We start from the raw sequence: 22649 nt of genomic DNA on the forward strand, positions 1-22649 counted from the left end.
GACCTGACCCACCGCTGCCCGGGGGTGCCGGGCGGCGGCGTAAGCTGGCTCGTCGTGAGTCTCACCATCGGCATCGTCGGCCTGCCCAACGTCGGCAAGAGCACCCTGTTCAACGCGCTGACCAAGAACGACGTGCTCGCGGCGAACTACCCGTTCGCCACCATCGAGCCCAACGTCGGGGTGGTCGGGCTGCCGGACGAGCGACTGCACAAGCTCGCCGAGATCTTCGGATCGCAGAAGGTGATCCCCGCCCCGGTGTCGTTCGTCGACATCGCCGGGCTGGTCCGGGGCGCCTCCAAGGGGCAGGGGCGCGGCAACGCCTTCCTGGCCAACATCCGCGACGCCTCGGCGATCTGCCAGGTGGTACGCGCCTTCTCCGACCCGAACGTGGTGCATGTCGACGGCAAGGTCTCCCCGGCCGACGACATCGAGACGATCAACACCGAGCTGATCCTGGCCGACCTCCAGACCCTGGAGAAGGCGCTGCCCCGGCTGGAGAAGGAAGCCAAGCTCCGCAAGGACCGGGCCGCCGCGGTCACCGCGGCCAAGCAGGCCGTCGAGGTCCTGGACGCCGGTACGACCCTGTACGCGGGCGCCAAGGACGCCGGTATCGAGCTGGAGCACCTGCGTGAGCTGCACCTGCTCACCACCAAGCCGTTCCTGTACGTCTTCAACGTCGACGAGGCCGAGCTGAACAACGCCGAGTTCCTCGACGAACTGCGGGCGCTGGTGGCCCCGGCCGAAGCGGTCTTCATGGACGCCAAGATCGAATCGGAGCTGGTGGACCTGCCCGAGGAGGAGGCCCGCGAGCTGCTGGAGTCGATCGGGCAGTCCGAGCCGGGCCTGAACCAGCTGGTCCGGGTGGGCTTCCGCACCCTCGGCCTCCAGACGTACCTCACCGCCGGGCCGAAGGAAGCGCGGGCCTGGACCGTGCCGGTCGGGGCGACCGCCCCGGAGGCCGCCGGGGTGATCCACTCCGACTTCCAGCGCGGCTTCATCAAGGCCGAGGTCGTCTCCTACGACGACCTGGTCGCGGCCGGTTCGATGGCGGCGGCCAAGGCGGCGGGCAAGGTCCGCATCGAAGGCAAGGAGTACGTCATGCAGGACGGCGACGTCGTGGAGTTCCGCTTCAACGTCTGAATCCGGAGCCGGACGTATCGACGGCGATGCCGATCGGGGCGAGACTGGACAGATGTTGTCAGTCACCCCGAAAGGCCCGCGGAAGACCAATCTCGGCCGGGCGCTGCTGCACCTGTTCGGGTGGTACGCGGCCGTGGTGTTCGCCTTCGTCGCGCTGGCGTACGCCTTGCCGAACACCGGTGACCCCGACTGCCAGGACACCTCCTGCTCCTCGCTACGGGAAGGTGTGCTCCTCGCGGGGCTCTTCTATGGTGGCCCGGCGCTCCTGGTGGCGTTGCTCGTCAGCCTGCTGACGCTCGGGCTCATCATCGCCCGGCGACCGCAGAGCCCTGCTCACCGGGTCGGGTTCGTCAGCGCCCTCCCGGCCTTCCTCGTGCTCGCCGCCGGCATCTGCGTCGTGCTCCGGTAACCCCCGTCGGTCATCCGGCACGGAGGGCGTCGTCCACCCCGGGCTCGCGGGGACCCAGGTGCACCGGGTCGCGGCCGGAGAGTACGTCCAGCGCCGCCTTGACGCTGGCGCCGTACTCCCGGGTGGAACTGATCCGCCAGGTGTGGGCGTACTCCCGGGCGGTTTCGTCGCCGACCCCGACGGCGTCCACGCCGAGGTGGCGGCAGACCGTGACGGCGCGGGCCAGGTGGAACTGCTGGGTCACCACGGTCGCCCGCTCCACCCCGAAGATCCGCTTGGCCCGCGCGCAGGAGTCGTACGTGTCGAAGCCGGCGTAGTCCAGGATCACCTTGTCGGCCGGTACCCCGTGCTCTACCAGCCACCGCTGCATCGCCTCGGGCTCGTTGTAGTCGGCGTTCATGTTGTCGCCGGAGACCAGGATCGCCTGGACCTTGCCGGTGGCGTACAACTGGCGGGCGATCTCCAGACGGGCGGTGAGGAAGGGCGCCGGGTTACCGTCCGGCTGGACCCGGGTGCCTAGCACCAGGGCGACCGGGGTGTCGGGGACGGTCTGCGCGGTGTGCATCCGCCCTTCGGCGCCGGACCGGATCCAGCTCACACTGGCCCAGCTCGCGGCGACCAGCAGCAGGGCACCGACCGCACCCGCGAGCACCGCCCGGCGCAGCCAGCGACCGCGACCGTTCTCCCGGATCCGACGCAGCCGGGCCAGCACAACGGTACGGATCGCCATGCGGATCATTCTCCCAGGCGGCGCCATGAGGGTAGGTGCGCCGAGGTGACCTTTGGTACGTTGGCCGCAGCGTCGCGTGCCGGTGGCAGACCGTGTCAGGCATGGAGGCGTCGGACCGAAGGGAATCGATGATGCTTATCGTCGTACCTTCGTCTCTCACCTGTGGGTGAGGGCGAGCAGACCAGGCTGGTGGCCTGGAGTCATGAGTTGCGCCGGGTGCATGACCGGCTGCGTGAGGCCCTGCGGCTGACCCGGGAGGCTGTGGCCGACGGAGATTCGGCGGAGTCGGCTACCCGCGATCTGCTGCTGTTCTGTCACGGGTTCTGTGCCGCCCTGACCGCCCACCACGAGGGCGAGGACCGCGACCTGTTCCCCGCCATCGCCGAACAGCACCCCGAGCTGCGGGACACCCTGTACTACCTGCGGCAGGACCATTCGATGATCGCGCACCTGCTGACCGGGCTCCAGGCCGCGGTGGCACGGGCCGCCCCGCCGGCAGAACTGGACCGGCACCTGGAGGGGCTGGCGGCCATCATGGAGTCCCACTTCCGCTACGAGGAGCGCCAGCTGCTCACCGTGCTGGACACCCTGGCCCTGACCGCCGACCCCCAGGAGGTCCTGGGACCGCTGTGAGCCGGTAGATCGGAGCACCCCCACGTGCATGGGGAGGACACCGCGTACGCGATGACCGGCTGCGCGACGAGCGGAACACCCCCACGTGCGTGGGGAAGACTGCTCCGTGAACTGGTCCACGAGCTGCTGCGTCGGAGCACCCCCACCTGCGTGGGGAGGATGCATCCGCGCGCAGCGCAAGAGCCTCGGCAAGCGGAGCACCCCCACGTGCGTGGGGAGGACCCATTCTCGACCTTGCGTACGACATCCCCCACCGGAGCACCCCCATGTGCGTGGGGAGGACTAGGTGACCGCGTACGGCAGGCGCGGGGCGTGCGGAACACCCCCACGTGCGTGGGGAGGACGCCTCGAAGGAAAGCCCGAACCCGGCTTCGTACGGAACACCCCCACGTGCGTGGGGAGGACGGCAGGTAGCCCAGCCGCGTCTCGTAGCCCGGCGGAACACCCCCACGTGCGTGGGGAGGACCGACCACGCCCGGTCGCTTCGACTGCGAGCCGCGGAACACCCCCACGTGCGTGGGGAGGACGCTGCACCAGCGCGCTGGAAGCCGCCCGCGACCGGAACACCCCCACGTGCGTGGGGAGGACCTTGTCGGCCTCGGCCGATGCGGCGATCTGGTCGGAACACCCCCACGTGCGTGGGGAGGACATCAGCGGCCGGTAGGTGGTGATCGTGTTCGACGGAACACCCCCACGTGCGTGGGGAGGACGACGAGGGGTGGCAGACGCGCCCGGACAGCCGCGGAACACCCCCACGTGCGTGGGGAGGACGTCCTGGCGCAGCTGCATCACCAGGTACATGCCGGAACACCCCCACGTGCGTGGGGAGGACTCGGCGGCGTCCGGCTGCGACTGGTACGCCTCCGGAACACCCCCACGTGCGTGGGGAGGACGCCGACCACGGCCTCCCAGGCCGGGTGCAGAACGGAACACCCCCACGTGCGTGGGGAGGACCACCGGGAGTTGCGACGCTCCAACCAGATCGTCGGAACACCCCCACGTGCGTGGGGAGGACGAAGGACCACCGATGAACCTGATCGACAGCACCGGAACACCCCCACGTGCGTGGGGAGGACATCCCGCACCATCTGTTGGACGACTACACCGGCGGAACACCCCCACGTGCGTGGGGAGGACATCTCCTCGGTAAAGAGCCGCTCGTACGGAACCGGAACACCCCCACGTGCGTGGGGAGGACGACGTCTACCCGGTCCAGGTCGGCGAGGCCGCCGGAACACCCCCACGTGCGTGGGGAGGACCCTTGCCGGTGAAGGCGGAGACGCGGGGGAAGAGGAACACCCCCACGTGCGTGGGGAGGACGCATCCGCCGACCGCGCCAAGATCCGTTGCCGCGGAACACCCCCACGTGCGTGGGGAGGACGGGAACGGCCCCGTCGAGGTGGCCCCGGCGGCAGGAACACCCCCACGTGCGTGGGGAGGACTTGCGGGCGTTGTCCTCGGTGCGGTGGGGGATCGGAACACCCCCACGTGCGTGGGGAGGACGCGTACGTCAACGCCAACGCCCGCACCGTGTGCGGAACACCCCCACGTGCGTGGGGAGGACGAGGCATGGGACGCACGTACCGCCGTGGCGGACGGAACACCCCCACGTGCGTGGGGAGGACGCCTGGGCCAGCAGTTGGTACCCGAGGGTCGTCGGAACACCCCCACGTGCGTGGGGAGGACGGCCAGTGCCTTACCCGCCGGTGCCCTAGCCGCGGAACACCCCCACGTGCGTGGGGAGGACGTAGCGCGGGCCGTCAGCATCGTCTGCGGCTGCGGAACACCCCCACGTGCGTGGGGAGGACACTTCGCGACCTGGGGTTTTACCAGCCCTCTGGCCAGATTCTCTCAGTGGTGGGGGTGTCTGGCCCGGCGGGTTCCAGTGGGCTCATGGCGACGAGGGCGAGACCGTCGAAGTCGACCGGGCGGCGCCTGCGTTCTCCGGCGGTGCGTAGGGAGAAGCCCTGCTCAGTGTCGTCGGGGTGAATGAGGACAGCGGCACCGTCGCCGACGACGGCGCTTGCTGCGTTCCACAGTTCGTCGCGGACCTTGGCAGAGAGGGTGCCGACGAACATGCCGGGAGTGACCTCGATCATCCAGCGACTGAGGGCTCCCCGCAGGTGGTCGGGTACGGCGGTGGTGGCGAGGACGACCATCGATGCCATGTCAGTCCCAGGAGTCTGAGCCGTAGTTGACGCCGGATGGCACGGCACCCATTTCGGGGTCCCAGAGGGAGGTGATCTCGGCTGCGGGCTGGCGCTGTTTCGGGGTGCTGTCCGGATCGAACAGGTGTTGGATGTCCGTGACAATGCCGGGCATCAGCTTCAGTAGGCGGAATTCTTCGCGCAGCTTGCGCCGTACGTCACGTTCGGGTTGGGCTGAGGTGCTCATGGAGAAGGCTAGGGGCACCGTGATCTTCGCCTTGTAGAGATCGGCGACGTCGTAGACGAAGGCGTGTTGGGTTCCGTTGTGCACGAAGCCGAGTGCCGGTGAACAGCCCAGGGCGAGGATCACCGCGTGAACCACCCCGTACAGGCACGCGCTGGCTGATGACAGCGCCAGATTGACCGGGTCCTGGGTGTCCCAGGAATTCGGGTCGTAGTTGCGGCGGAATTTGCCGGTGCGGTACTTCTGTGCCATGAGCCGGTAGAGGGCCTTCATCCGCTGGCCTTCCATGCCGCGAAGTTGGGCCAGCGTGGTGCCGTCGGGGACGGTCTCGCCGAAGCGGCGCTCGTACATGCGTACCGCCACCTGGAGCCGCTTGTCGTCGTCGGCCCAGCAGCGGGCCTGCTTCTCCAGCCAGTTGGTGGTCAGGGAAGTCGGGGTGATGCCGGCGTAGCAACGTACGGCGCCGGAGCCGACGCAGACGACGGTGGTGCCGTGTCGGGCGAGGGTCGACATGGCCCGGTGGGTGATCGAGGTGCCGGGCCCGAGGAGGAGACAGCTGATGGCGGCGGTGGGTAGGTAGACGCGTTCGACCCCTTTAGGCGTGTCGACCTGGGCGAGGACGCCGGTGTCGTCCTGGACGATGCGGACGATGTCGGCGTAGAGGAAGCTGAGCGAGTCCGCGACTCGGGGCAGCATGGCCAGGGTCGGGGCGGCGAGCCGCCGTCGTGCGTCGGCAGTCATCGAGCGGGAGCGAGACTGAGCAGTCCGCAACCGAACGAGCGTCCACGGCCGATGCCGGACAGGACGGCCGCGCGTACCTGGTCGGGGTCGGAGATCACCGCTTGGCCTTCGAACAGTGTGATGGCGTGACGTACCGGGGTCGCACGCCCGATCGCAGCGGGTTGCGGCTGGGCGTGCAGGTTGCGCAGGCTCAGGCCGCTGTCTTCGGCCTTGCGCTGCCACCACTGCTCGGCGTGCTTACCGGAGAGCGCGACGACCTTGCCGGCGTTGTCGCCCTTCCACGCGCGCTTCGAGGCGTTGGCGGCGATCCGGTAGTGCACGACCATTCCGCTGGCCAGGGCCTTGAGCAGCGGGCTGATGTCGCGGGTCTGCACGTTGCCGTAGCCGTCCGGCAGCCGACTGGGGTCAGGCGGCGTGGCCGTCTGAATGAGCAGCACCGGGCCGGCGACGGTGTGGTCGAGGCGGAACAGCACACCTGCCTGGCGGCGTGGCTGATCGCCCAGGTCGTCGGGAACCAACGACATGACCCGACGGTGTACGGCGGTGATGTCGCGCAGGTCGCGTCGGGCTGCCGGGTGTCGGAGGTCGGGTGAGATCCGGGTCAGCCAGGCGGTCACGTTCGGACTCCCTGTAGGTGCTCGTCGAGGGCGGTCAGGTAGCCGACTCCGATGCCCGCACACAGGTCGGCCGGGAGGGTACGGGTGGTGATGTGCACCTGCCGGGTGCGGTAACGCCGCCGGTGCGGGTGCAGGTCCACGGGTACGTCGTTGAGGGTCAGTCTGCTCGCGGCGCCGTCGTCGCTGGGCTCCTCGGTCACGAAGTCGACCGTGACGGTGTCCTCGTTGCTGACAGGGCGGCGCCGATTGAGCGGCAGGTGATCAAGGTGATGGGCCGCGTCGCTGATCGGCCCGCAGAGCAGGAACGGATGCTCCACCGGGCAGGACCGGCGGCCGAGGTATGGCGCCCACACGGGTCTGCTCAATCCCGCGTGCACTTCATCAATAAGAGCCTCCGGCCCGGTGACCGCGACGACGAACACCGCATCTGCCAGGTAGAACCGGCGCGAGACGATCGTGCCGGCACCGGCCTGCCTGCGTTTGCCCTCCGCGGTCGGCACCGTCCGATCGGTGGGCAGACCGCCACCGACGGTGTGGAAGTCGTACATGATCGTGCCGGGCCGGTCGACACGGACGGTGAAGCGCAGCGCGGCGAAGTCGTCCAGCGACTTGCCGCGGGGAAAGCCTTGCGCGGCGGCGATGATGCCGATCATCGCCGACCGGGTGGGGACCTTGGCGGTGTCCCGGACGCTGAAGGTGCTGTGGTCTCCCCACGACTGCATCGGCCCGGCCAGCCGCAGCAGCAGACCGGTCACTGCGTCCTCACGTGGTCGACGGCGGCGGCGACGAGGCTGTCGAAGCTCTGGCAGGCGTCGCCGAGGTGCTCCAGGGCCTTGTCGTCGATGCTGGCGTGCCCGTGATAGAGCAGGCCCCGGTCACCGAGGAGCCGGTAGATGCGGCTCGCATACTCGGCGAGTTGCCGGCGCGACGGCTCGGCGTAGCCGCTGTCCAGCGGCGCGCGTACCGGAGCTTCGAAGGCGCTGGCCAGCGAGACTGGCCGGTTGGCCCGGACCGCGACGTAGGCCAGGTCGGGGACCGTGAAGGGGGCGGTGGAGTTCTTCTTGGCCTGCGGCATCGCGGTGATGAAGGCCGACAGGAACGCCGTGGTGAGTTCGACCGCCGTGGTCTGGTCGCCGAGGTTCTTGACGAGGTCTTCGAGGTTGACGCTGGCGTACCGGTAGAACGTGCCGGTGCTGAATTCGGCGCTGTTCATGTGCCCACTGCCGATCTGGTCGGCATCGGCTTTGAGGTCGTCCACGGCGGTGAAGAAGTCGACCTGCGGATCGGTGGCGTGGGTGGTGAAGGCGTGGGCGACCTGGACCGCGCCGTCGACGTTGGTGCCGGGCAGTTCCGCCAACATCCGCCCGAACAGGTTGATCACGTCGTTGCGTCGACTCAGCGCAGCGCGGACGGCGTCGGCGGGCAGGGGCGCGTCCCCCTTCTTGACTTTCACGGTGCCCGACTGAAGGCCGGTGAGCCGTTCCCGCTGCTGCTCGCAGATGTCGGCCAACTCGTCGAAGGCGCGCTCCGGCAGGTAGAACAGCACCTGCGCCTCGCCGCTCTCCTTGTCCACTTTGAAGCCGTCGGCCTTGACCGCCATCGTGGTGAGCGTGGCCATGACCTGCCCAGCCGCGTAGGTCGCCAGGTCGAGTTCCCAGCCTCGATCGATCAGGCGACGCTGCACGGCTTGCGGCAGTCGGCGGGTGCGCTTGGCGACATCACCGGTGGCGGTTTCCACCTCCTGCCGTACGGCACGCTTCCAGCACTGGCTGGAGACCCGGGTGCGGTCGGCGTAGCCGAAACGCACCGACTTCGGCGAGCCCAGGTCGTCGCGGTTGAGGTTGGCGTACGGGATGGTCTGAAGCAGGTGAATGTCGAGGTAACGGGCGGTCATGCGGATTCCTCCTGGCTCTGGTTCTGCTGGGCGCGGCGGTCGGCGTCGTGCAGGATGCGGTAGTACGACTGGAGCCACCGCTTGGTGACCTGGTCGCGGCGATACCGCCACTGGCAGAGATCGTCGAGGAGTTGCCCCCAGCTCACCTGGACCTCGACCGCTCCGAGATGCTGTGCGACACCAGCGAGATGCTGGTAGATCCCCGGGTAGCCCTGCCGGGCCAGCAGGTGTAGCCGCTTCTCGGCGTTGGCCCGGTTCATCGGCCGGCGACCCTTGCCGGGCTGGCACACCGCCCAGGCCAGCGATGTCCCTAGATTTGGCCGGGTGGCTGAGGCATCACGGGCAGGTGCGGCAACTTCCTCCGTGCCCCACGGATCGGGCGTCTCCCCGGACGGGTCCGGCGTCTCCTCGGCGGTGTCGGTCCCCGACCGGTCCCGAGTGGCTGCCGCGATCATCGCCGCGACGGCGTAGTGGGCGTACTCGTGATCGCTGCGCACGTTAGCCGGGAGCAGCGGTGCGACGACGGCGTGCATGGTGTACGCCTGCTCGGGGGAGCGGCGCAGCCCACGACGCAGCGCTGACCGCTGACCGCGATCACGCAGACAGCGTTCGGTGACCTGCCGGACGAACCAGTCGGAGCGCTTCTCTTCAACGGCCGCAGATGTCACGCAGCGGATCCCTTCTTCGCTGGAGTGGACAGCAACCGGTGTGCTGTCTGAACGGCCCGCACCATTCGTGGGGGACTGGCCTCGCCATCTGCGGCGTGGTCGATGGCTTGGTGGCCGAGTCGAGCGAAGGCCCGGCCGCCTTCGGCGAACCGGCCTTCGCGCACGTGCTCCCAGAACACCGCCTCGGCGCGGGACCAGTAGTACGCCTCGCCGACCCGAGCCCAGGGGCCTTCCCGGTCCTTGACGTTGGCGACCTCCCGCCATACCTGTCGCAGCGCCATACCGACCCGCCGGCCGATGGTCTCGGCTGTCCTGGTCAGCATGGCCACCCCGTCGGCGGTCTCCGGGTCGCGTTCCCGAAGCCAGCCCAAGATCGGCGGGGTCATCGCCGTGAACCACTGCCGGTCCTTCGCCTGCCCGTCCTGATCGAATCCGTACGCCCGCACGCGCCCGTCGAGTTCGAGGTCGGCGGCGGCGATCATGATGTCGGGGCGGTGGGTTTTGACCTCGGTGTTGCCGCCCAGCAGGGCGTCGACGTCGCGCCACAGGGCCCGGGATCCGTCGGCCGGGATCTGGTACCAACCACCTTCCTTGTTCTGCCGACGCACCACGTACGGGTCGACCTGCTCCGCGCCGGGCAGCCGCCACGCCCAGGTGACGTAGGCGTCGACCACGGCCTCACCAGTGGCGTCCGGGACCAGGAGTACGGCGTGCCGGGCTCGGCCGGTCAGCGCACCGCCCGGCCACGACGCCGGCCACGGCACACCGAGCGGATCCGGCAGCTCATCTCGCTCCCAGGGGCACAGGTCAGGCCCGTCGCCCTGCCCTGACTGCCGTGGTGGCACGCCCACGACCAGCGACTCGAAGAGGTTCTCCCCGAGCGGGTGGTAGGACATGGTGCCTCGCAACGGGCCGGCGTTGCTGTTGGCGAACTTCTGCCCGGCCACCTCACGGCTGCTGCACCGACCGGACGCGCCGTAGTACAACTGCGCGATCAGATACCAGGCCGCCTCGTCGGCGTTCACGGCTGCCGCGTCGGCGTCGGTGTGGTGGCCGAACCACACCTGTGTGTTGCCGGCGGGCCGGTCGAACACCAGCTTGTTGACGCCCGAGGACTTGGGGCACTGGTCGGCCAGCCGAGGGTCCTGCATCCACGGACGGAGGGGATCGAAGAGGTCGAACCGGTCGCGGAACTTTGAGAAGTAACCCTCGACGTCATCTCGACCGAACGCGCCTTCGTCGAGCACCTGCTCCTGGCGCTTCCGCCACGCCTCTCCGTGCAAGACATCCAGCCCGGTGATCCGCGCGGTGATCGCGTACAGGATCCGCCACAGCCCTGACGCAGCCGGCGGAACCGGTAGAGCCAGGTCGTCGAACTCCGCCGCACGCAGGAACAACTCACGGAATCCGACCTGTGCGGACTTGCCTCCGGCCGCCACCGGCATCCACGGCCGATCCACGAGATCGAACGATTTCGTCATAGGCTTGATCGCTTTCGGGTCACGGGCCAATTGAGGTTGCCGAACTCACGCCCCGACGCGAAGCCCTTTGTCGGCTGGATGACATACAGTCGCTGTAGATCCTCGCTGTGGGGGTGTTCCAACTGTCGGTGAGGCATTGGGCCGTCGGTGATTACCTTCCTCACTCCGTGAGGGTGGGTTGCTGGCGGACTTGCCGCCAGCAACCCCACTTGATCGCTACTGGCAGCTCGTGATCCATGTGACGACCACGTGGATCACAACGACCACGATGGCCAGTACGGTGGCGGCTGGCAGCCGAAGAGAGATGTCGAGCCCTGCTCTGCACTGGTGCATTTGATCTCCAAAGACTGTAGGTGAATGGAGGTCCTGGTGCTGCGTTGCAGAGTACATGAAGGAGGGTGGGCCAGCCGCGCCATGGTTGCGGGTGTAGCGGATGCAGCGCAGCCCACCAGCAAGAACGCTTTCGATCTGTGATGAAGCGCATGCTTGAGTGGCTGCGAGTGTCCAAAATTCATGATTCCGGCACCGAGCGCCTAGGCAACTCTGCCAACGACAAGACCGAGGTCCTCGTCAAGCGCTGCAGTCCTGTTGCCCCAGGTGGCTGGTGCCGGGCCGGTCGGTTCAATTGGAAACCACAGTGGCCGGAGTTCCTTAAGCCAGCCGTTGTCAGCCCAACTCGCCGGCAGGCCCATGACGGGCTGGTATCCCTTGAGCAGGTCTGCTCGCACGGGGATCGTCTTCTGAAGGATCGCCCGCACGTCGTTGATCCTGAACCGACCGCCCGCGTCGGAGCCGACCTGGGGGAGCGGGGTATGCCGTTCCGGGTCGAGCCACTGCTGGCCGTCGGCGTCGAGGTAGCAGCAGATCAGCCGGTCGGAGTCAGCACCCAGACGCGTGGACGCCTTCCACTCCGGGGTGTTGTTGTGGCTCAGCACCGCCAGGTCGGCCACTTCGGCCGGGTCGGGGACGGCACCCAGATCGGCGGCTCCCTGCTCCACCGATCCCTTGGCCCAGTATTCGTCGTACTCCGCGCTGAGCACCGGGTCGTTGATCGGCGCAGGAACGTAGACCGCCTCCACGTGCTTCTGGACGGAATGGGGGACGGCGATGCTGTCGATTTTCGCCAGGCGAAGGTGCGTGGCCCGCAGCAGATATCGCGCATACACCTCGCCCCACGCTTTGGGTCGGGCGTGTTCCTCGTTGGACGTGCCGCGCGGGTCGAGCACCACCACCCGTGGCTGCTCGGCCCATGACGGCCTTGTCCGGCGGTGGCGTTGGCACCGGCCGGCCCGTTGCAGCAGCTGGGCCATTGGTGCGAGGTCCGTCACCAGCAGATCGAAGTCCAGGTCGAGGGACTGCTCGATCACCTGGGTCGCTACCACGATCACCGGTACGGACCGGTCACCGTCCCGGCCCAACCGGCCGGTGATCTCCGCCGTGATCTCCTCTCGGCGGTGGGCCGGGAACCGGGAGTGCAGCAGCTTCACGTCCACGCCCGCAGGTGCCCACTCACGGATCAGGAGGTAGGTCTGTTGGGCGTCGTGGACCGTGTTGCAGACGACGGCGGCGCAGCCGCCACCCTGCGCCACGGGCGTCAACACCTGCTTGAGGACGGCCCGACGGTCGATCGGATCGGTGACTTCTCCAGACAGGTGCCGGACCGGGCGTACATCGAGCTGGAACGTCATCGTCCTGCCCGCCGCGACCCGCTCGCGCGCCGCCGGGGAGATCGTGACCGCGCCGCCCTTCGTGGCCGGCACGAAGGTCCAACCCGGATACGGTACGGACACCTGCGCCGACTCCGTGCCGGCACCTTGCTCGTACGCCCGGATGAGAGCCGCCGCCTGCGACGACGGCAACGTGGCCGACAGCAGTACGACGGGACATCTGTAACGCCCCAGCCAGCTCATCAACCGGCACAGCAGGGCGGTCATGTATGCGTCGTAGGCGTGTGCCTCGTCGACGATGAACACCTTGCCGGAGAGCCCGAGCAGACGCAGCGCGTTGTGTTTGGTGGTCAGCGCGGCCAGTAGGGCCTGGTCGATGGTGCCCACCGCCATCGGTGCCAACAGCCCGCGCTTGCGACCGCGCAGCCACTCTGGGGCGACCACTTCACCCGTCGGGTCGTCGGACACCACCGGACCCGACTCACCGATCTCGGCCGCTGCCCGTGCCTCATACTCGGCGTTCAGCCACGACATGCTGTGCAGCAGCGTCACCGGCGCGGGACCGTCGGCGAGCTTGGCGGCGAACTTTCGTACCCGGCGATATATTTCATCGGAGGTCGCCATGGTCGGCAAAGCGAAGAAAAAGCCAGTCGCCCCGGAGACTTCCGCCAACTGGTGAGCCGCCACCAGCGTGGCTTCCGTCTTGCCGTCGCCCGTCGCCGCAGTCAGGACCAGCAGCCCCGGACCGTCCACTACAGGCAGCAACTCATCGATGATCGAGAGTTGCAGCGGGTTCGGCCGATACGCGAACAAGTCCGCGAAGCCGGCTGAGCGGTAGGAGGGCGCTCCCAGCCCGGCCTCGTTGAGCAGAGCCACGGCCGGCCTGGTCAGGGCGGCGAGATGCGTAGCCGCAGCCTCCACCGTCGTGGTCTCGGGCAACTGCGTCAGTTGCCGCGCCAGAAAGTGCTCCTGGCTGGCCAACCAGTCCGCCAGGATGACGAGCCCGGTGATCAGGACGCTGGCTGCTGCGTCCACTGCCAGAGGTGGCTGCGGTGAGCCCAGCGCTGCGTGCACCACCCGCAGCAGGGCCGACCGCTGTCTCTCCCACTGCCCCGAGCCCAACTGCGGCCGACCGCCGTGAGGCCCGGTGGTCTGCTGAAATCTCCCATGATGGCCGCCGATGATCTGCGACACGCGATAGGCCACTCGGCTGCTGACCCGCCGCCCCGACTGCGAATATCCGAGAGCACCGAGCAGATCAGGAAGGGCCAATTGACCAGCGGTGTCGTGCCGCAACGAACCGTCGCCGGAAACCTCCTCGTAGGAGCCGGTGCGGCACAAGTCGGCGAACGCGGATTTGTCCTGCTGTTGAAAGGCGGGCGTCGCCTTACCGACGTCGTGCAACCCGGCCCAGAACATGACCAGTGACTTGGCGTGACCCGCATCGGTGGCCAGCCCTTCGATGATGATCCTGCGCTGGTTGGGAGCGAGGTAACGATCCCACAGCACACCGGCGACGGCAGCGGTGTCGATCAAATGCCAGAGCAGCGGGTATGGCCTATGTAGGTGTTTAGACTTCCCCCAGATCCCGGCATCGACCTCTTCATGATCGGCATCCACCCGTGTCCTCCCACCACACCTGCGCTCTCAACGGCAACCGAATGCAAACACAGCCCTACGACACTCTCGACCTACCGATAAAAAACCGCACCGAGCCCCGATAAAACCGCAGGTCGCGAAGTGTCCTCCCCACGCACGTGGGGGTGCTCCCGTCGGTGAGTCCGGGGTGAGTAGGCGGAAGTCGTCCTCCCCACGCACGTGGGGGTGCTCCGCAGACCTCATCATCGCCAAAAACCGCCACGGCGTCCTCCCCACGCACGTGGGGGTGCTCCGTCGGAGTGCCGCACGTCGCGTTCGATGTCGGCGTCCTCCCCACGCACGTGGGGGTGCTCCGTGGACCGCCACCGGCACCCCCGAGGTGTTGATGTCCTCCCCACGCACGTGGGGGTGCTCCGTTCTTCCCGGCGACGAGATCAAACTCACTCGTGTCCTCCCCACGCACGTGGGGGTGCTCCGGCAGACGCATTCCTCGCCGCCCAGGCCCGCAAGTCCTCCCCACGCACGTGGGGGTGCTCCGGCATTGGCTGACGCGCAGCGTGCGGCGGGGACGTCCTCCCCACGCACGTGGGGGTGCTCCCTCGGCATCCGGCTTCAGCGCCCGCGTCCACTCGTCCTCCCCACGCACGTGGGGGTGCTCCGGGGTGCCCGACCGGGCCACCGATGCGCTAGCAGTCCTCCCCACGCACGTGGGGGTGCTCCGTTCGGGCGGGCGTCGAGATCCGCGCTCGGCCCGTCCTCCCCCCGCACGTGGGGGTGCTCCGGTGCGGGACATCTTGGCGGAGCGGTACAAGGAGTCCTCCCCACGCACGTGGGGGTGCTCCGCCCGAGGGTGGGGGCGACAAGCCGCTCGGCCCGTCCTCCCCACGCACGTGGGGGTGCTCCGGTCAGCTCCACCTCGTCGCCGGGGAAGCTCTCGTCCTCCCCACGCACGTGGGGGTGCTCCGGTCAGCTCCACCTCGTCGCCGGGGAAGCTCTCGTCCTCCCCACGCACGTGGGGGTGCTCCGTCGGGCCGGTCCGCCGCCGATGTGGCCGGAATGTCCTCCCCACGCACGTGGGGGTGCTCCGGTGATACACGTCGTGGGCGATCAGCTCGGCGAGTCCTCCCCACGCACGTGGGGGTGCTCCGGTACGGTCCCGGTCCCGACGGCAACACCGCGGGTCCTCCCCACGCACGTGGGGGTGCTCCGAGCTCCCGCTTGGCGGTGGCGGTGCCGCGGTGGTCCTCCCCGCACGTGGGGGTGCTCCGACTCGCATCGAACGGGCCGAACTCGCCGACATGTCCTCCCCACGCACGTGGGGGTGCTCCGTCCACCGTGACGGTCGGCTGGCCGGGCGGTTCGTCCTCCCCACGCACGTGGGGGTGCTCCGTCGGGCACGGTCGGTCCTCTCGGGTCGGGTCGGTCCTCCCCACGCACGTGGGGGTGCTCCGGGCGAGAAGGGTGACCCCGGCGAGCCTGGCGAGTCCTCCCCGCACGTGGGGGTGCTCCGAGCATGGAGGTCCTGATCGGTATCCAGCAGGCGTCCTCCCCATGCATGTGGGGGTGCTCCGTCGACCGGGACACCCTGCCAGTGCTGTCGGCGTCCTCCCCACGCATGTGGGTGCTCCGGTAGCTGGCCAGGCCCGCCGGGTGATCTCGGTCCCCACGTACGTGGGGTGCTGCCCGGGACAGCGCGCATGCGCTGTGTACCGAAGTCCTCCCGCTGGGCGGGTCTTCGCTAGACGCGGTTCGGCGTCAGCGTTCCTATGGACAGGCCAGTTGCACTTCGTCGCCGGGGAAGGTGTGCACGGCACCGCCCGGCGAGCGGACTTCGAGGATCGGCACTCCCTCGTCCATGCCCATCTGCCTGCGTTCGTTGCTGTTCGGCATTCTGGCAGAGATCGTGCTGCCCGGCGTGACCTCGACCAACCGTTGTTGAGGACGCGGACGCACCTGCGTGAGCTGGCCACGGCTGGTGGTAACCAAACCCTCAGTTCGCAGAACCGAGATGGCCCTCCGCACGGCCGCTCTGCCGATCCCATACTCCTGGCTCAGGCGCGACTCGCTCGGGAGTGGTGCGCCGGAAGGCAGTTCGCCAGCTTCGATCTGATTGCGCAAAAGATCAGCAAGCTGCACGTATACCGGAGTGTGTGAACGCTGATCGATGCCCATGGCTTAATCCTTGACCCCACCTGAGCACGTCCGGATCTACTCCTAAGCTCCTAGGAGCTTGTGCGCATATGCATCTCTGGGTTAACGTGCCAGGGATGCCGGGTGATCAGCGAAGGAGAACCGGTCTGTCACCCGACTAGGTGAGCTGCTCTGTTGTCGTACTGCCGGTGGGCTGCGGTGGCAGGGCCGTGGGCACCCGCCTGCCCGGGTTGGCGGGTGCCCACTTCCAAGACGATCCACTACGGGAGGGGAGAGGGCGTGGGAATCCTCCGGCGTATCGGACGGTGGGTGTGGGCCGGTCGGGGCGAGTCGGTTCGGCAGACGCACGAGCCGGGCTACTACCGGTCGGCGGCGTACTCACCGTTGCGGCCGTGGCAGGTGCGGGGGCGGCAGTTCCGGTCCACCCGGCGTTGGCGGCGTGGGCTCGACCCGGAGGAGGTGCGTGAGTTCCTGGATCAGGTGGCCGACGACCTGGCCAGCGTCTACGACGCCCTCGGCGTCAGCAGGCAGGAGGCCGACCGGATCAAGGATGCGTTGCGCTGCTGGCAGTCCGAGCAGGCCGAGCGTGCCCACGCGGGGCAGCGCTGATGGGTCAGCGGTTCGTCATCCACCTGCCGGTGGTCGCCGGGGACCTGGCCGCCGCCGTACGCCTGGGTCGGGTGGTGGCGCGGTGGGCTAGCCTGCTCGCCCGGACCGACCCGGGGGAGACCACCGTCTCGGCCGAGGACTCCCAGGGCGTACGCCATCGGGTCTTCTGTGATCTGCGGGTGGTCGGTGGCCGGCGGTGTGTGCTGCGCGCCGACCACGACGGCCCGTGTTCCCGGCGGCTGCGGCCTGGTCAGCTGATGTAGTGCAGGATCACGTTGTGCACGTGGTGGCTCTTCTGGTCGCCCCGGAACTCCACCTCGTAGGTGTGGGTGCCGACGTGGATGGCGATGGCGCCGGTGGAGAAGAACGAGCCACCCCAGGACTTGTTGCTGACCACGCTGACGCTGGTGATCTTCGAGTACGGGATGCTGGTGATCGCGTACCGCTTGCCGATGAACGAGCGGTCCTGGATGATCACCCGCCGGTCGGTCAGCCCGATGAACCCGGTGCCGGTGCCGACGGCGTCGTACACGGCGATGATCTGTTCTTGGTCGAGCAGGCCGCTCTGGATCTGCTGGAACTGTTCCTTGCGGTCGTACGTGGGGTTGGCCATGGGCCCACGGTAGGCGGCCGACGCCAGTCCACCTGCCGGTCAGCCGGTCCGTTTCCGGTCAGCCGGGCAGGCCCTCGCCCGGTTCGGCCACGGCCCGGTACGCGTCCTCGATGCGAGCGGCCAACAGGACCTCACCCTCGGTGAGGGGACAGTTGTCGTGGCCGACCCGAATCTGGGTGGTGTGGTCGGCGCGCCGGCTGATCTCCGGCCGGATGTGAAGGGCGTCCGCGACCACCTTGACTCGCTCCGTCAATGCGGCATGCTGACTGTCGTCGATTACCAACGTACGCCGGATCTGTTCGCCCTCGCGTGTCCACCCGTTCAGCAGGGTCAGGGCGTCGCTGAGGTAGTCGTGCTTCGTACGACCGCCGAACAGCGCACGCATCACCGCGCCTCCCAGGCTTCGTTGCCGGCTTGTGGCCAAATCGTCGCCGCCCCGTGTCATTGTCGGTGTCCCTAGTCTTACGTTGCATGGGGGGTGTGTCCACGCCCACACTTCCGGGGATTCCTGGCCTGACGGACGACCAAGCTACCCAAACCGCCGATTGATCTGGCACGCTGGACGCCCGTGTGGACCGAACGGGCGAACGGTGTCGGACAGGCCGCCCAACGCGAGCCGAAGGTGATCGTGGGGGCGGCGATCATCGATGGCGGCCGGGTACTGGCCTGTGCACGCTCCGCGCCACCAGAGGTGGCGGGCATGTGGGAGTTTCCCGGCGGCAAGGTGGAGCCGGGGGAGACCGAAACCGCAGCGCTCGCCCGCGAATGCGCCGAGGAACTAGGCGTACGCGTGGAGATCGGCGAGCGGGTAGGCCGCGACGTCCGGATGGCCCACGGCCGCAGCGTCCTCAAGGTGTACGCCGCCCGCCTCCTCCACGGCGACCGCCCTCGCGCGCTGGAACACTCCGAACTCCGCTGGCTCTCCGCCACCGAACTGAACACCGTAACCTGGCTCCCCGCCGACACCCCCATAGTCGCCGCCCTCCACCCCCTCCTTCGTTGACCCCGTTGATCATGAGGTTGACGGCAGTTTTTGATCTCCGCCGTGCCGTCAACCTCATGATCAACGGGGTTCTTTGGGTGGGTGCGGCGCGGGTTGGGGAGGGGTGGGGGTTAGGGGGTGGAGAGGGCTTGGCGGACTGTCCAGGGGATGTAGGCCGGGTCTAGGGTGTCCTGCCAGGTGAATCGGAGGACGGACCAGCCGGCGTTGGCCAGGCGGTTCTGGCGGCGGCGGTCGGAGAAGATCGCCTCCGGGATGTCGTGCGCGCCTCGGCCGTCCGCCTCGGCGATGACTTTCCGCCTTCGCCAGCCCAGATCCCCGATGCCGAGCAGGTAGCCGTCGTCATCGCGTACCTCCAGTTGCAACACCTCTGGTGGCACCCGGCCGTCTACGCAGCGCAGCCTGGCCCGGGTTTCCAGCGGGGACTGTGCCCGCCCGTCGGCCTCTGCCAGGTAGCCGCGCGCGGCGACCGCGCCCCGCCTGCGCCTGATCCGGCGGGCGATCGACCCGAGATCCTCCTTGGTCAGCAATCCACGGTTGAGCGCCGAGTCGAGCACCGAGACGGCCGGGTACCGCTGGACGCGGAGGATGACGTCGCTGACCGTGCTGATGGGGTCGGTGGCCAGCAGACCGCTCAGGCTGACCAGCGATTTCACCGGCTGGTCCAGCTGGTGCAGCACGATGTGGGGTTCTCTGATCCGGGCATGCTTGGCGGCCGCCGAGGGCAGGCCGATGTGAATCTCGTCGGACGCCGGTAGGCCGCCGATCCGGTGCAATTCGGCGGCGGTGCCGAAAACCGCGAACGCGGCCGGCCCCAGCGACAGCAGCGCTGCCCGGACCTGCTGACGCCGGGACGGCTGCACCGCCCAGATCGGGCGCGGAAGGTAAACCGCCCGAGCCAACGCCTGCCACCGCCCGAAGGTCACCAGGTTGTCGACCTCATGTCGGGTGAAACCGGCCTCCAGCGCCTGCCCCCGACCCACCAGCCCGTCTTGCCGGGCCGCCACCCACGAAATCCGTCCCTCTCGATCCACCCCACCACCCTGACCCGCCCCCACCCCCCACCGCAGCCCCTGTGGATAACCCAATCCCCGCCCTGTGGATAACTCCCACCCCAGCCTCGTTGATCATGAGGTTGGCGGCACCGTGGAGATCGACTACTGCCGCCAACCTCATGATCAACGGGGCCAAGGAGGCGGGGCGGGGAGGGAAAAGGGGGAGGGGACTGCGGCCGATGCCGCAGTCCCCTCCCCCTTTCGCGGTGGTTAGTGCTTTTCGTCCTGTTGGGGGTGGGCGAAGTTGAGGTGCTCGGGTGGGAGCGGGAAGGTCACGTCGTCGCCGAAGGGGCTGGGGGCGGCGGCGCGGTCGAAGGTGAGCTCCGTCAGGGGGAGCTTGCCGTTCGCGTCGACTGCCGGGGCGGTCGGGTGCGGCACCTCGCGGTGCCAGTTGACGCCCTGCTGCGCCTGCACCTCGGCGGCGGAGTCGTGCGAGCCGCCCGCGTGCGAGTGCACACCGTGGCCGGTGGCGCTGGAGCGCACCGCGCCCGGGGAATGTTCACTGGTCACGCTGGTCTGAGGCACTTGACCCCTCCGGAAGATCTTGCTGCCGAGCCACACAAGAGGATCGTACCTGCGGTCGACGACCCGTTCCTTCATGGGGATGATCCCGTTGTCGGTGATCTTGATGTGCTCGGGGCAGACCTCGGTGCAGCACTTGGTGATGTTGCAGTATCCGAGGCCCTGATCCGACTGCGCGTACTCCTTGCGGTCGGTCCGGGTGTCCAGGGGGTGCATGTCCAGTTCGGCGGCCCGGATGAAGTACCGCGGCCCGGAGAAGGCCGGCTTGTTGTCGTCGTGGTCACGGATGACGTGGCAGACCGTCTGGCACAGGAAGCACTCGATGCACTTGCGGAACTCCTGTGAGCGTTCCACGTCGACCTGCTGCATCCGGTAGTCACCGGGGGCCAGGTCGGCCGGAGGCGCGAAGGCGGGGGTCTCCCGCGCCTTCTCGTAGTTGAACGACACGTCCGTGACCAGGTCCCGGATGACCGGGAAGGTACGCAGCGGGGTGACCGTGACGGTCTCGTTCTCCTCGAAGGTCGACATCCGGGTCATGCAGCCCAGCTTGGGCATCCCGTTGATCTCCATCGAGCAGGAACCACACTTGCCCGCCTTGCAGTTCCACCGGCAGGCCAGGTCCGGCGCGTCCGTGGCCTGCAACCGGTGGATCACGTCGAGGACCACCTCGCCCTCGTTCACCTCGACGGTGTAGTCCTGCAACTCGCCACCGTCGGCGTCACCCCGCCAGATCCGGAACTGACGCTTCGTACCCATCAGCTGTTCTCCTTCTCGACGGCGTCGGTGGCCGCGGCGTCTGCGGCGGCGAGGGCGTCGAACTCGGCGAGTTCCTCGTCGGTGAGGTACTTGGCCAGCTCCGCGCGGTCGAACAGGCTGATCAGTTCGGCGCGCATCTTCGGCAGCGGCTTGCGGCCCAGCCGGACGGTGTCCCCGTCGAGCGAGCAGACCAGGTTGACCCGCCGCCACTGCGGATCCATGGTCGGGTAGTCCTCGCGGGTGTGTCCGCCCCGCGACTCGCGGCGCTCCAGGGCCGCCTTGGCGGTGCACTCGGAGACGACGAGCATGTTGCGCAGGTCCAACGCCAGGTGCCAGCCCGGGTTGTAGCGGCGACCCCCGGCCGCGCTGACCTTCGCCACCCGCTCGCGCAGCTCCGCCAGCCGGGCCAGGGCGTCCTCCAGCTCGGCCTCCCGCCGGATGATGCCGACCAGGTCGCCCATCACCGCCTGAAGATCCTGCTGGAGGGTGTACGGGTTCTCCCCGGTGTCCCGCTGCAGCGGAGCCAGGGCGGTCTCCACGGCGGTCTCCACCGCGGTCACCGCCACCCGGGGACGGGCGGCCAACTGGTCGATGTAACCGGCCGCGTGGCCACCGGCCCGCTTGCCGAAGACCAGCAGGTCGGACAGGGAGTTGCCGCCGAGCCGGTTGGAGCCGTGCATACCCCCGGAGACCTCACCGGCGGCGAACAGCCCGCGCACCGAGCCGTACGCCGCACCGGTGTCCGGGTCGACCTCCACCCCACCCATCACGTAGTGGCAGGTGGGGCCGACCTCCATCGGTTCCTTGGTGATGTCGACGTCCGCCAGGCCCTTGAACTGGTGGTGCATCGAGGGCAGGCGGCGGCGGATCTCCTCGGCCGGCAACCGGGAGGCGATGTCCAGGTAGACCCCGCCGGCCGGCGTACCCCGGCCTGCCTTGACCTCGCTGTTGATCGCGCGGGCGACCTCGTCGCGGGGCAGCAGCTCCGGCGGGCGCCGGTTGTTGTCCGGGTCGGTGTACCAGCGGTCCGCCTCCTCGGGCGTCTCCGCGTACTGCTTGCGGAAGACGTCCGGGACGTAGTCGAACATGAACCGCTTGCCCTCGGAGTTCTTCAGGATCCCGCCGTCACCGCGCACCGACTCGGTGACCAGGATGCCCTTCACCGAGACCGGCCAGACCATGCCGGTGGGGTGGAACTGGAGGAACTCCATGTTGATCAGGGTCGCCCCGGCGCGCAGGGCCAGGGCGTGCCCGTCCCCGGTGTACTCCCAGGAGTTCGAGGTGACCTTGTAGGAGCGGCCGACACCGCCGGTGGCCAGCACCACGGCCGGCGCCTCGAACAGGACGAACTCCCCGGACTCCCGGTAGTAGCCGAAGGCCCCGGCGATCCGGTCACCGTCGAGCAGCAGCTCGGTGATGGTGGTCTCGGAGAAGACCTTGATCCGGGCGTCGTACGAGCCGAACTCCTGCTTGTCCTCCTGCTGCAAGGAGACGATCTTCTGCTGGAGGGTACGGATCAGCTCCAGGCCGGTCCGGTCGCCGACGTGGGCCAGTCGGGGGTACTCGTGGCCGCCGAAGTTGCGCTGCGAGATCTTGCCGTCCTTCGTACGGTCGAACAGCGCGCCGTACGTCTCCAGCTCCCAGATCCGCTGCGGTGCCTCCTTGGCGTGCAGCTCGGCCATCCGGAAGTTGTTGAGGAACTTGCCCCCGCGCATGGTGTCCCGGAAGTGCACCTGCCAGTTGTCCCGGCTGTTCACGTTCCCCATGGCGGCGGCGGCGCCACCCTCGGCCATCACGGTGTGGGCCTTGCCGAACAGCGACTTGGAGATGATGGCGGTCTTCTTGCCGGCCAGCCGGGCCTCGATCGCCGCGCGCAGACCGGCGCCACCGGCCCCGATCACGACCACGTCGTAGTGGTGTCGTTCGATGCGGGTGGTGGTGCTCGGGTCGTGCTGAGAATTGGTCGTCATGGT

21 protein-coding genes and 2 CRISPR repeat arrays are annotated in these 22649 nt (G+C 68.5%); of the genes, 6 read left to right on the forward strand and 15 right to left on the reverse strand.

Annotated features, from left to right (window positions below):
- Positions 1-54: 54 nt before the first annotated feature.
- Both ychF and OIE53_RS26450 read left to right on the forward strand, forming a co-directional pair.
- Positions 55-1140, forward strand: coding sequence for a redox-regulated ATPase YchF (ychF, locus tag OIE53_RS26445; RefSeq protein WP_327024150.1), 1086 nt, complete (start codon positions 55-57; stop codon positions 1138-1140).
- A gap of 52 nt (positions 1141-1192) precedes the next feature.
- Positions 1193-1549 (forward strand): hypothetical protein, encoded by a 357-nt coding sequence (locus OIE53_RS26450; RefSeq protein WP_327024151.1) that lies wholly within the window; start codon positions 1193-1195, stop codon positions 1547-1549.
- A 10-nt stretch (positions 1550-1559) separates the two neighbouring features.
- On the opposite strand, the gene OIE53_RS26455 is transcribed toward OIE53_RS26450, so the two are convergent.
- Positions 1560-2279 carry a SanA/YdcF family protein gene (locus OIE53_RS26455; protein ID WP_442791357.1) on the reverse strand — a complete coding sequence of 240 codons (720 nt, stop codon included), beginning with the start codon at positions 2277-2279 and terminating at the stop codon, positions 1560-1562.
- A gap of 162 nt (positions 2280-2441) precedes the next feature.
- Here OIE53_RS26455 and OIE53_RS26460 point away from each other — a divergent pair, with 162 nt between their 5' ends.
- On the forward strand, positions 2442-2912 hold the full coding sequence (locus OIE53_RS26460; RefSeq protein WP_327024153.1) for a hemerythrin domain-containing protein: 471 nt from the start codon (positions 2442-2444) through the stop codon (positions 2910-2912).
- 10 nt (positions 2913-2922) lie between these two features.
- A CRISPR array of direct repeats spans positions 2923-4720; the repeat unit is 29 nt; unit sequence CGGAACACCCCCACGTGCGTGGGGAGGAC.
- A gap of 18 nt (positions 4721-4738) precedes the next feature.
- On the opposite strand, the gene cas2e is transcribed toward OIE53_RS26460, so the two are convergent.
- The 9 genes from cas2e to OIE53_RS26505 form a co-directional block, all read right to left on the reverse strand.
- Positions 4739-5080: a type I-E CRISPR-associated endoribonuclease Cas2e gene (gene cas2e, locus OIE53_RS26465; protein ID WP_327024154.1), complete on the reverse strand. Its 342-nt coding sequence runs from the start codon at positions 5078-5080 to the stop codon at positions 4739-4741.
- 1 nt (position 5081) lies between these two features.
- The gene (gene cas1e / locus OIE53_RS26470) at positions 5082-6044 is read right to left on the reverse strand and encodes a type I-E CRISPR-associated endonuclease Cas1e (RefSeq protein WP_327024155.1); all 963 of its coding nucleotides are present in this window, start codon (positions 6042-6044) and stop codon (positions 5082-5084) included.
- The gene (locus OIE53_RS26475; RefSeq protein WP_327024156.1) at positions 6041-6661 is read right to left on the reverse strand and encodes a type I-E CRISPR-associated protein Cas6/Cse3/CasE; all 621 of its coding nucleotides are present in this window, start codon (positions 6659-6661) and stop codon (positions 6041-6043) included. Before OIE53_RS26475 ends, cas1e begins: the two co-directional genes overlap by 4 nt.
- On the reverse strand, positions 6658-7416 hold the full coding sequence (gene cas5e / locus OIE53_RS26480; RefSeq protein ID WP_327024157.1) for a type I-E CRISPR-associated protein Cas5/CasD: 759 nt from the start codon (positions 7414-7416) through the stop codon (positions 6658-6660). Before cas5e ends, OIE53_RS26475 begins: the two co-directional genes overlap by 4 nt.
- A complete protein-coding gene (gene cas7e, locus OIE53_RS26485; protein WP_327024158.1) occupies positions 7413-8555 on the reverse strand; it encodes a type I-E CRISPR-associated protein Cas7/Cse4/CasC in 1143 nt (380 codons plus the stop codon). The genes cas5e and cas7e overlap by 4 nt, the downstream gene beginning before the upstream one ends.
- Positions 8552-9088 (reverse strand): type I-E CRISPR-associated protein Cse2/CasB, encoded by a 537-nt coding sequence (casB, locus tag OIE53_RS26490; RefSeq protein ID WP_393340679.1) that lies wholly within the window; start codon positions 9086-9088, stop codon positions 8552-8554. The genes cas7e and casB overlap by 4 nt, the downstream gene beginning before the upstream one ends.
- 131 nt (positions 9089-9219) lie before the next feature.
- On the reverse strand, positions 9220-10704 hold the full coding sequence (casA, locus tag OIE53_RS26495) for a type I-E CRISPR-associated protein Cse1/CasA (protein ID WP_327024160.1): 1485 nt from the start codon (positions 10702-10704) through the stop codon (positions 9220-9222).
- 533 nt (positions 10705-11237) lie between these two features.
- The gene (gene cas3 / locus OIE53_RS26500; protein ID WP_327024161.1) at positions 11238-13991 is read right to left on the reverse strand and encodes a CRISPR-associated helicase Cas3'; all 2754 of its coding nucleotides are present in this window, start codon (positions 13989-13991) and stop codon (positions 11238-11240) included.
- 122 nt (positions 13992-14113) lie between these two features.
- Positions 14114-15180: direct repeats of the CRISPR family, unit length 29 nt; unit sequence GTCCTCCCCACGCACGTGGGGGTGCTCCG.
- Positions 15181-15734: 554 nt separating this feature from the next.
- Positions 15735-16142 carry a GntR family transcriptional regulator gene (locus OIE53_RS26505; protein ID WP_327024162.1) on the reverse strand — a complete coding sequence of 136 codons (408 nt, stop codon included), beginning with the start codon at positions 16140-16142 and terminating at the stop codon, positions 15735-15737.
- A gap of 288 nt (positions 16143-16430) precedes the next feature.
- On the opposite strand from OIE53_RS26505, the gene OIE53_RS26510 reads away from it, so the two are divergent.
- Together OIE53_RS26510 and OIE53_RS26515 are read left to right on the forward strand one after the other, a co-directional pair.
- Positions 16431-16730 (forward strand): DivIVA domain-containing protein, encoded by a 300-nt coding sequence (locus OIE53_RS26510; protein ID WP_327027428.1) that lies wholly within the window; start codon positions 16431-16433, stop codon positions 16728-16730.
- Positions 16730-16993, forward strand: coding sequence for a hypothetical protein (locus OIE53_RS26515; protein WP_327024163.1), 264 nt, complete (start codon positions 16730-16732; stop codon positions 16991-16993). The genes OIE53_RS26510 and OIE53_RS26515 overlap by 1 nt, the downstream gene beginning before the upstream one ends.
- Here OIE53_RS26515 and OIE53_RS26520 read toward each other — a convergent pair.
- Positions 16981-17343, reverse strand: a complete 363-nt coding sequence (locus OIE53_RS26520; protein WP_327024164.1) for a PH domain-containing protein — start codon at positions 17341-17343, stop codon at positions 16981-16983. The two genes, OIE53_RS26515 and OIE53_RS26520, sit on opposite strands and share 13 nt — an antisense overlap.
- A 58-nt stretch (positions 17344-17401) precedes the next feature.
- Entirely contained in the window at positions 17402-17728 is a 327-nt protein-coding gene (locus OIE53_RS26525; protein WP_327027430.1) for a 4a-hydroxytetrahydrobiopterin dehydratase, read from the reverse strand.
- Positions 17729-17911: 183 nt separating this feature from the next.
- On the opposite strand from OIE53_RS26525, the gene OIE53_RS26530 reads away from it, so the two are divergent.
- On the forward strand, positions 17912-18346 hold the full coding sequence (locus tag OIE53_RS26530; protein WP_327024165.1) for a (deoxy)nucleoside triphosphate pyrophosphohydrolase: 435 nt from the start codon (positions 17912-17914) through the stop codon (positions 18344-18346).
- Positions 18347-18456: 110 nt separating this feature from the next.
- On the opposite strand, the gene OIE53_RS26535 is transcribed toward OIE53_RS26530, so the two are convergent.
- The 3 genes from OIE53_RS26535 to OIE53_RS26545 form a co-directional block, all read right to left on the reverse strand.
- Complete coding sequence (locus OIE53_RS26535; protein ID WP_327024166.1) at positions 18457-19350, reverse strand: DUF559 domain-containing protein; 894 nt, start codon at positions 19348-19350, stop codon at positions 18457-18459.
- Between the two features lie 258 nt (positions 19351-19608).
- The gene (locus OIE53_RS26540) at positions 19609-20676 is read right to left on the reverse strand and encodes a succinate dehydrogenase/fumarate reductase iron-sulfur subunit (protein ID WP_327024167.1); all 1068 of its coding nucleotides are present in this window, start codon (positions 20674-20676) and stop codon (positions 19609-19611) included.
- Entirely contained in the window at positions 20676-22646 is a 1971-nt protein-coding gene (locus OIE53_RS26545) for a fumarate reductase/succinate dehydrogenase flavoprotein subunit (RefSeq protein ID WP_327024168.1), read from the reverse strand. The genes OIE53_RS26540 and OIE53_RS26545 overlap by 1 nt, the downstream gene beginning before the upstream one ends.
- Between the last annotated feature and the right edge of the window lie 3 nt (positions 22647-22649).

It is taken from the genome of Micromonospora sp. NBC_01739 (assembly GCF_035920385.1).
In the GTDB taxonomy this organism is placed as follows: Bacteria; Actinomycetota; Actinomycetes; order Mycobacteriales; family Micromonosporaceae; genus Micromonospora.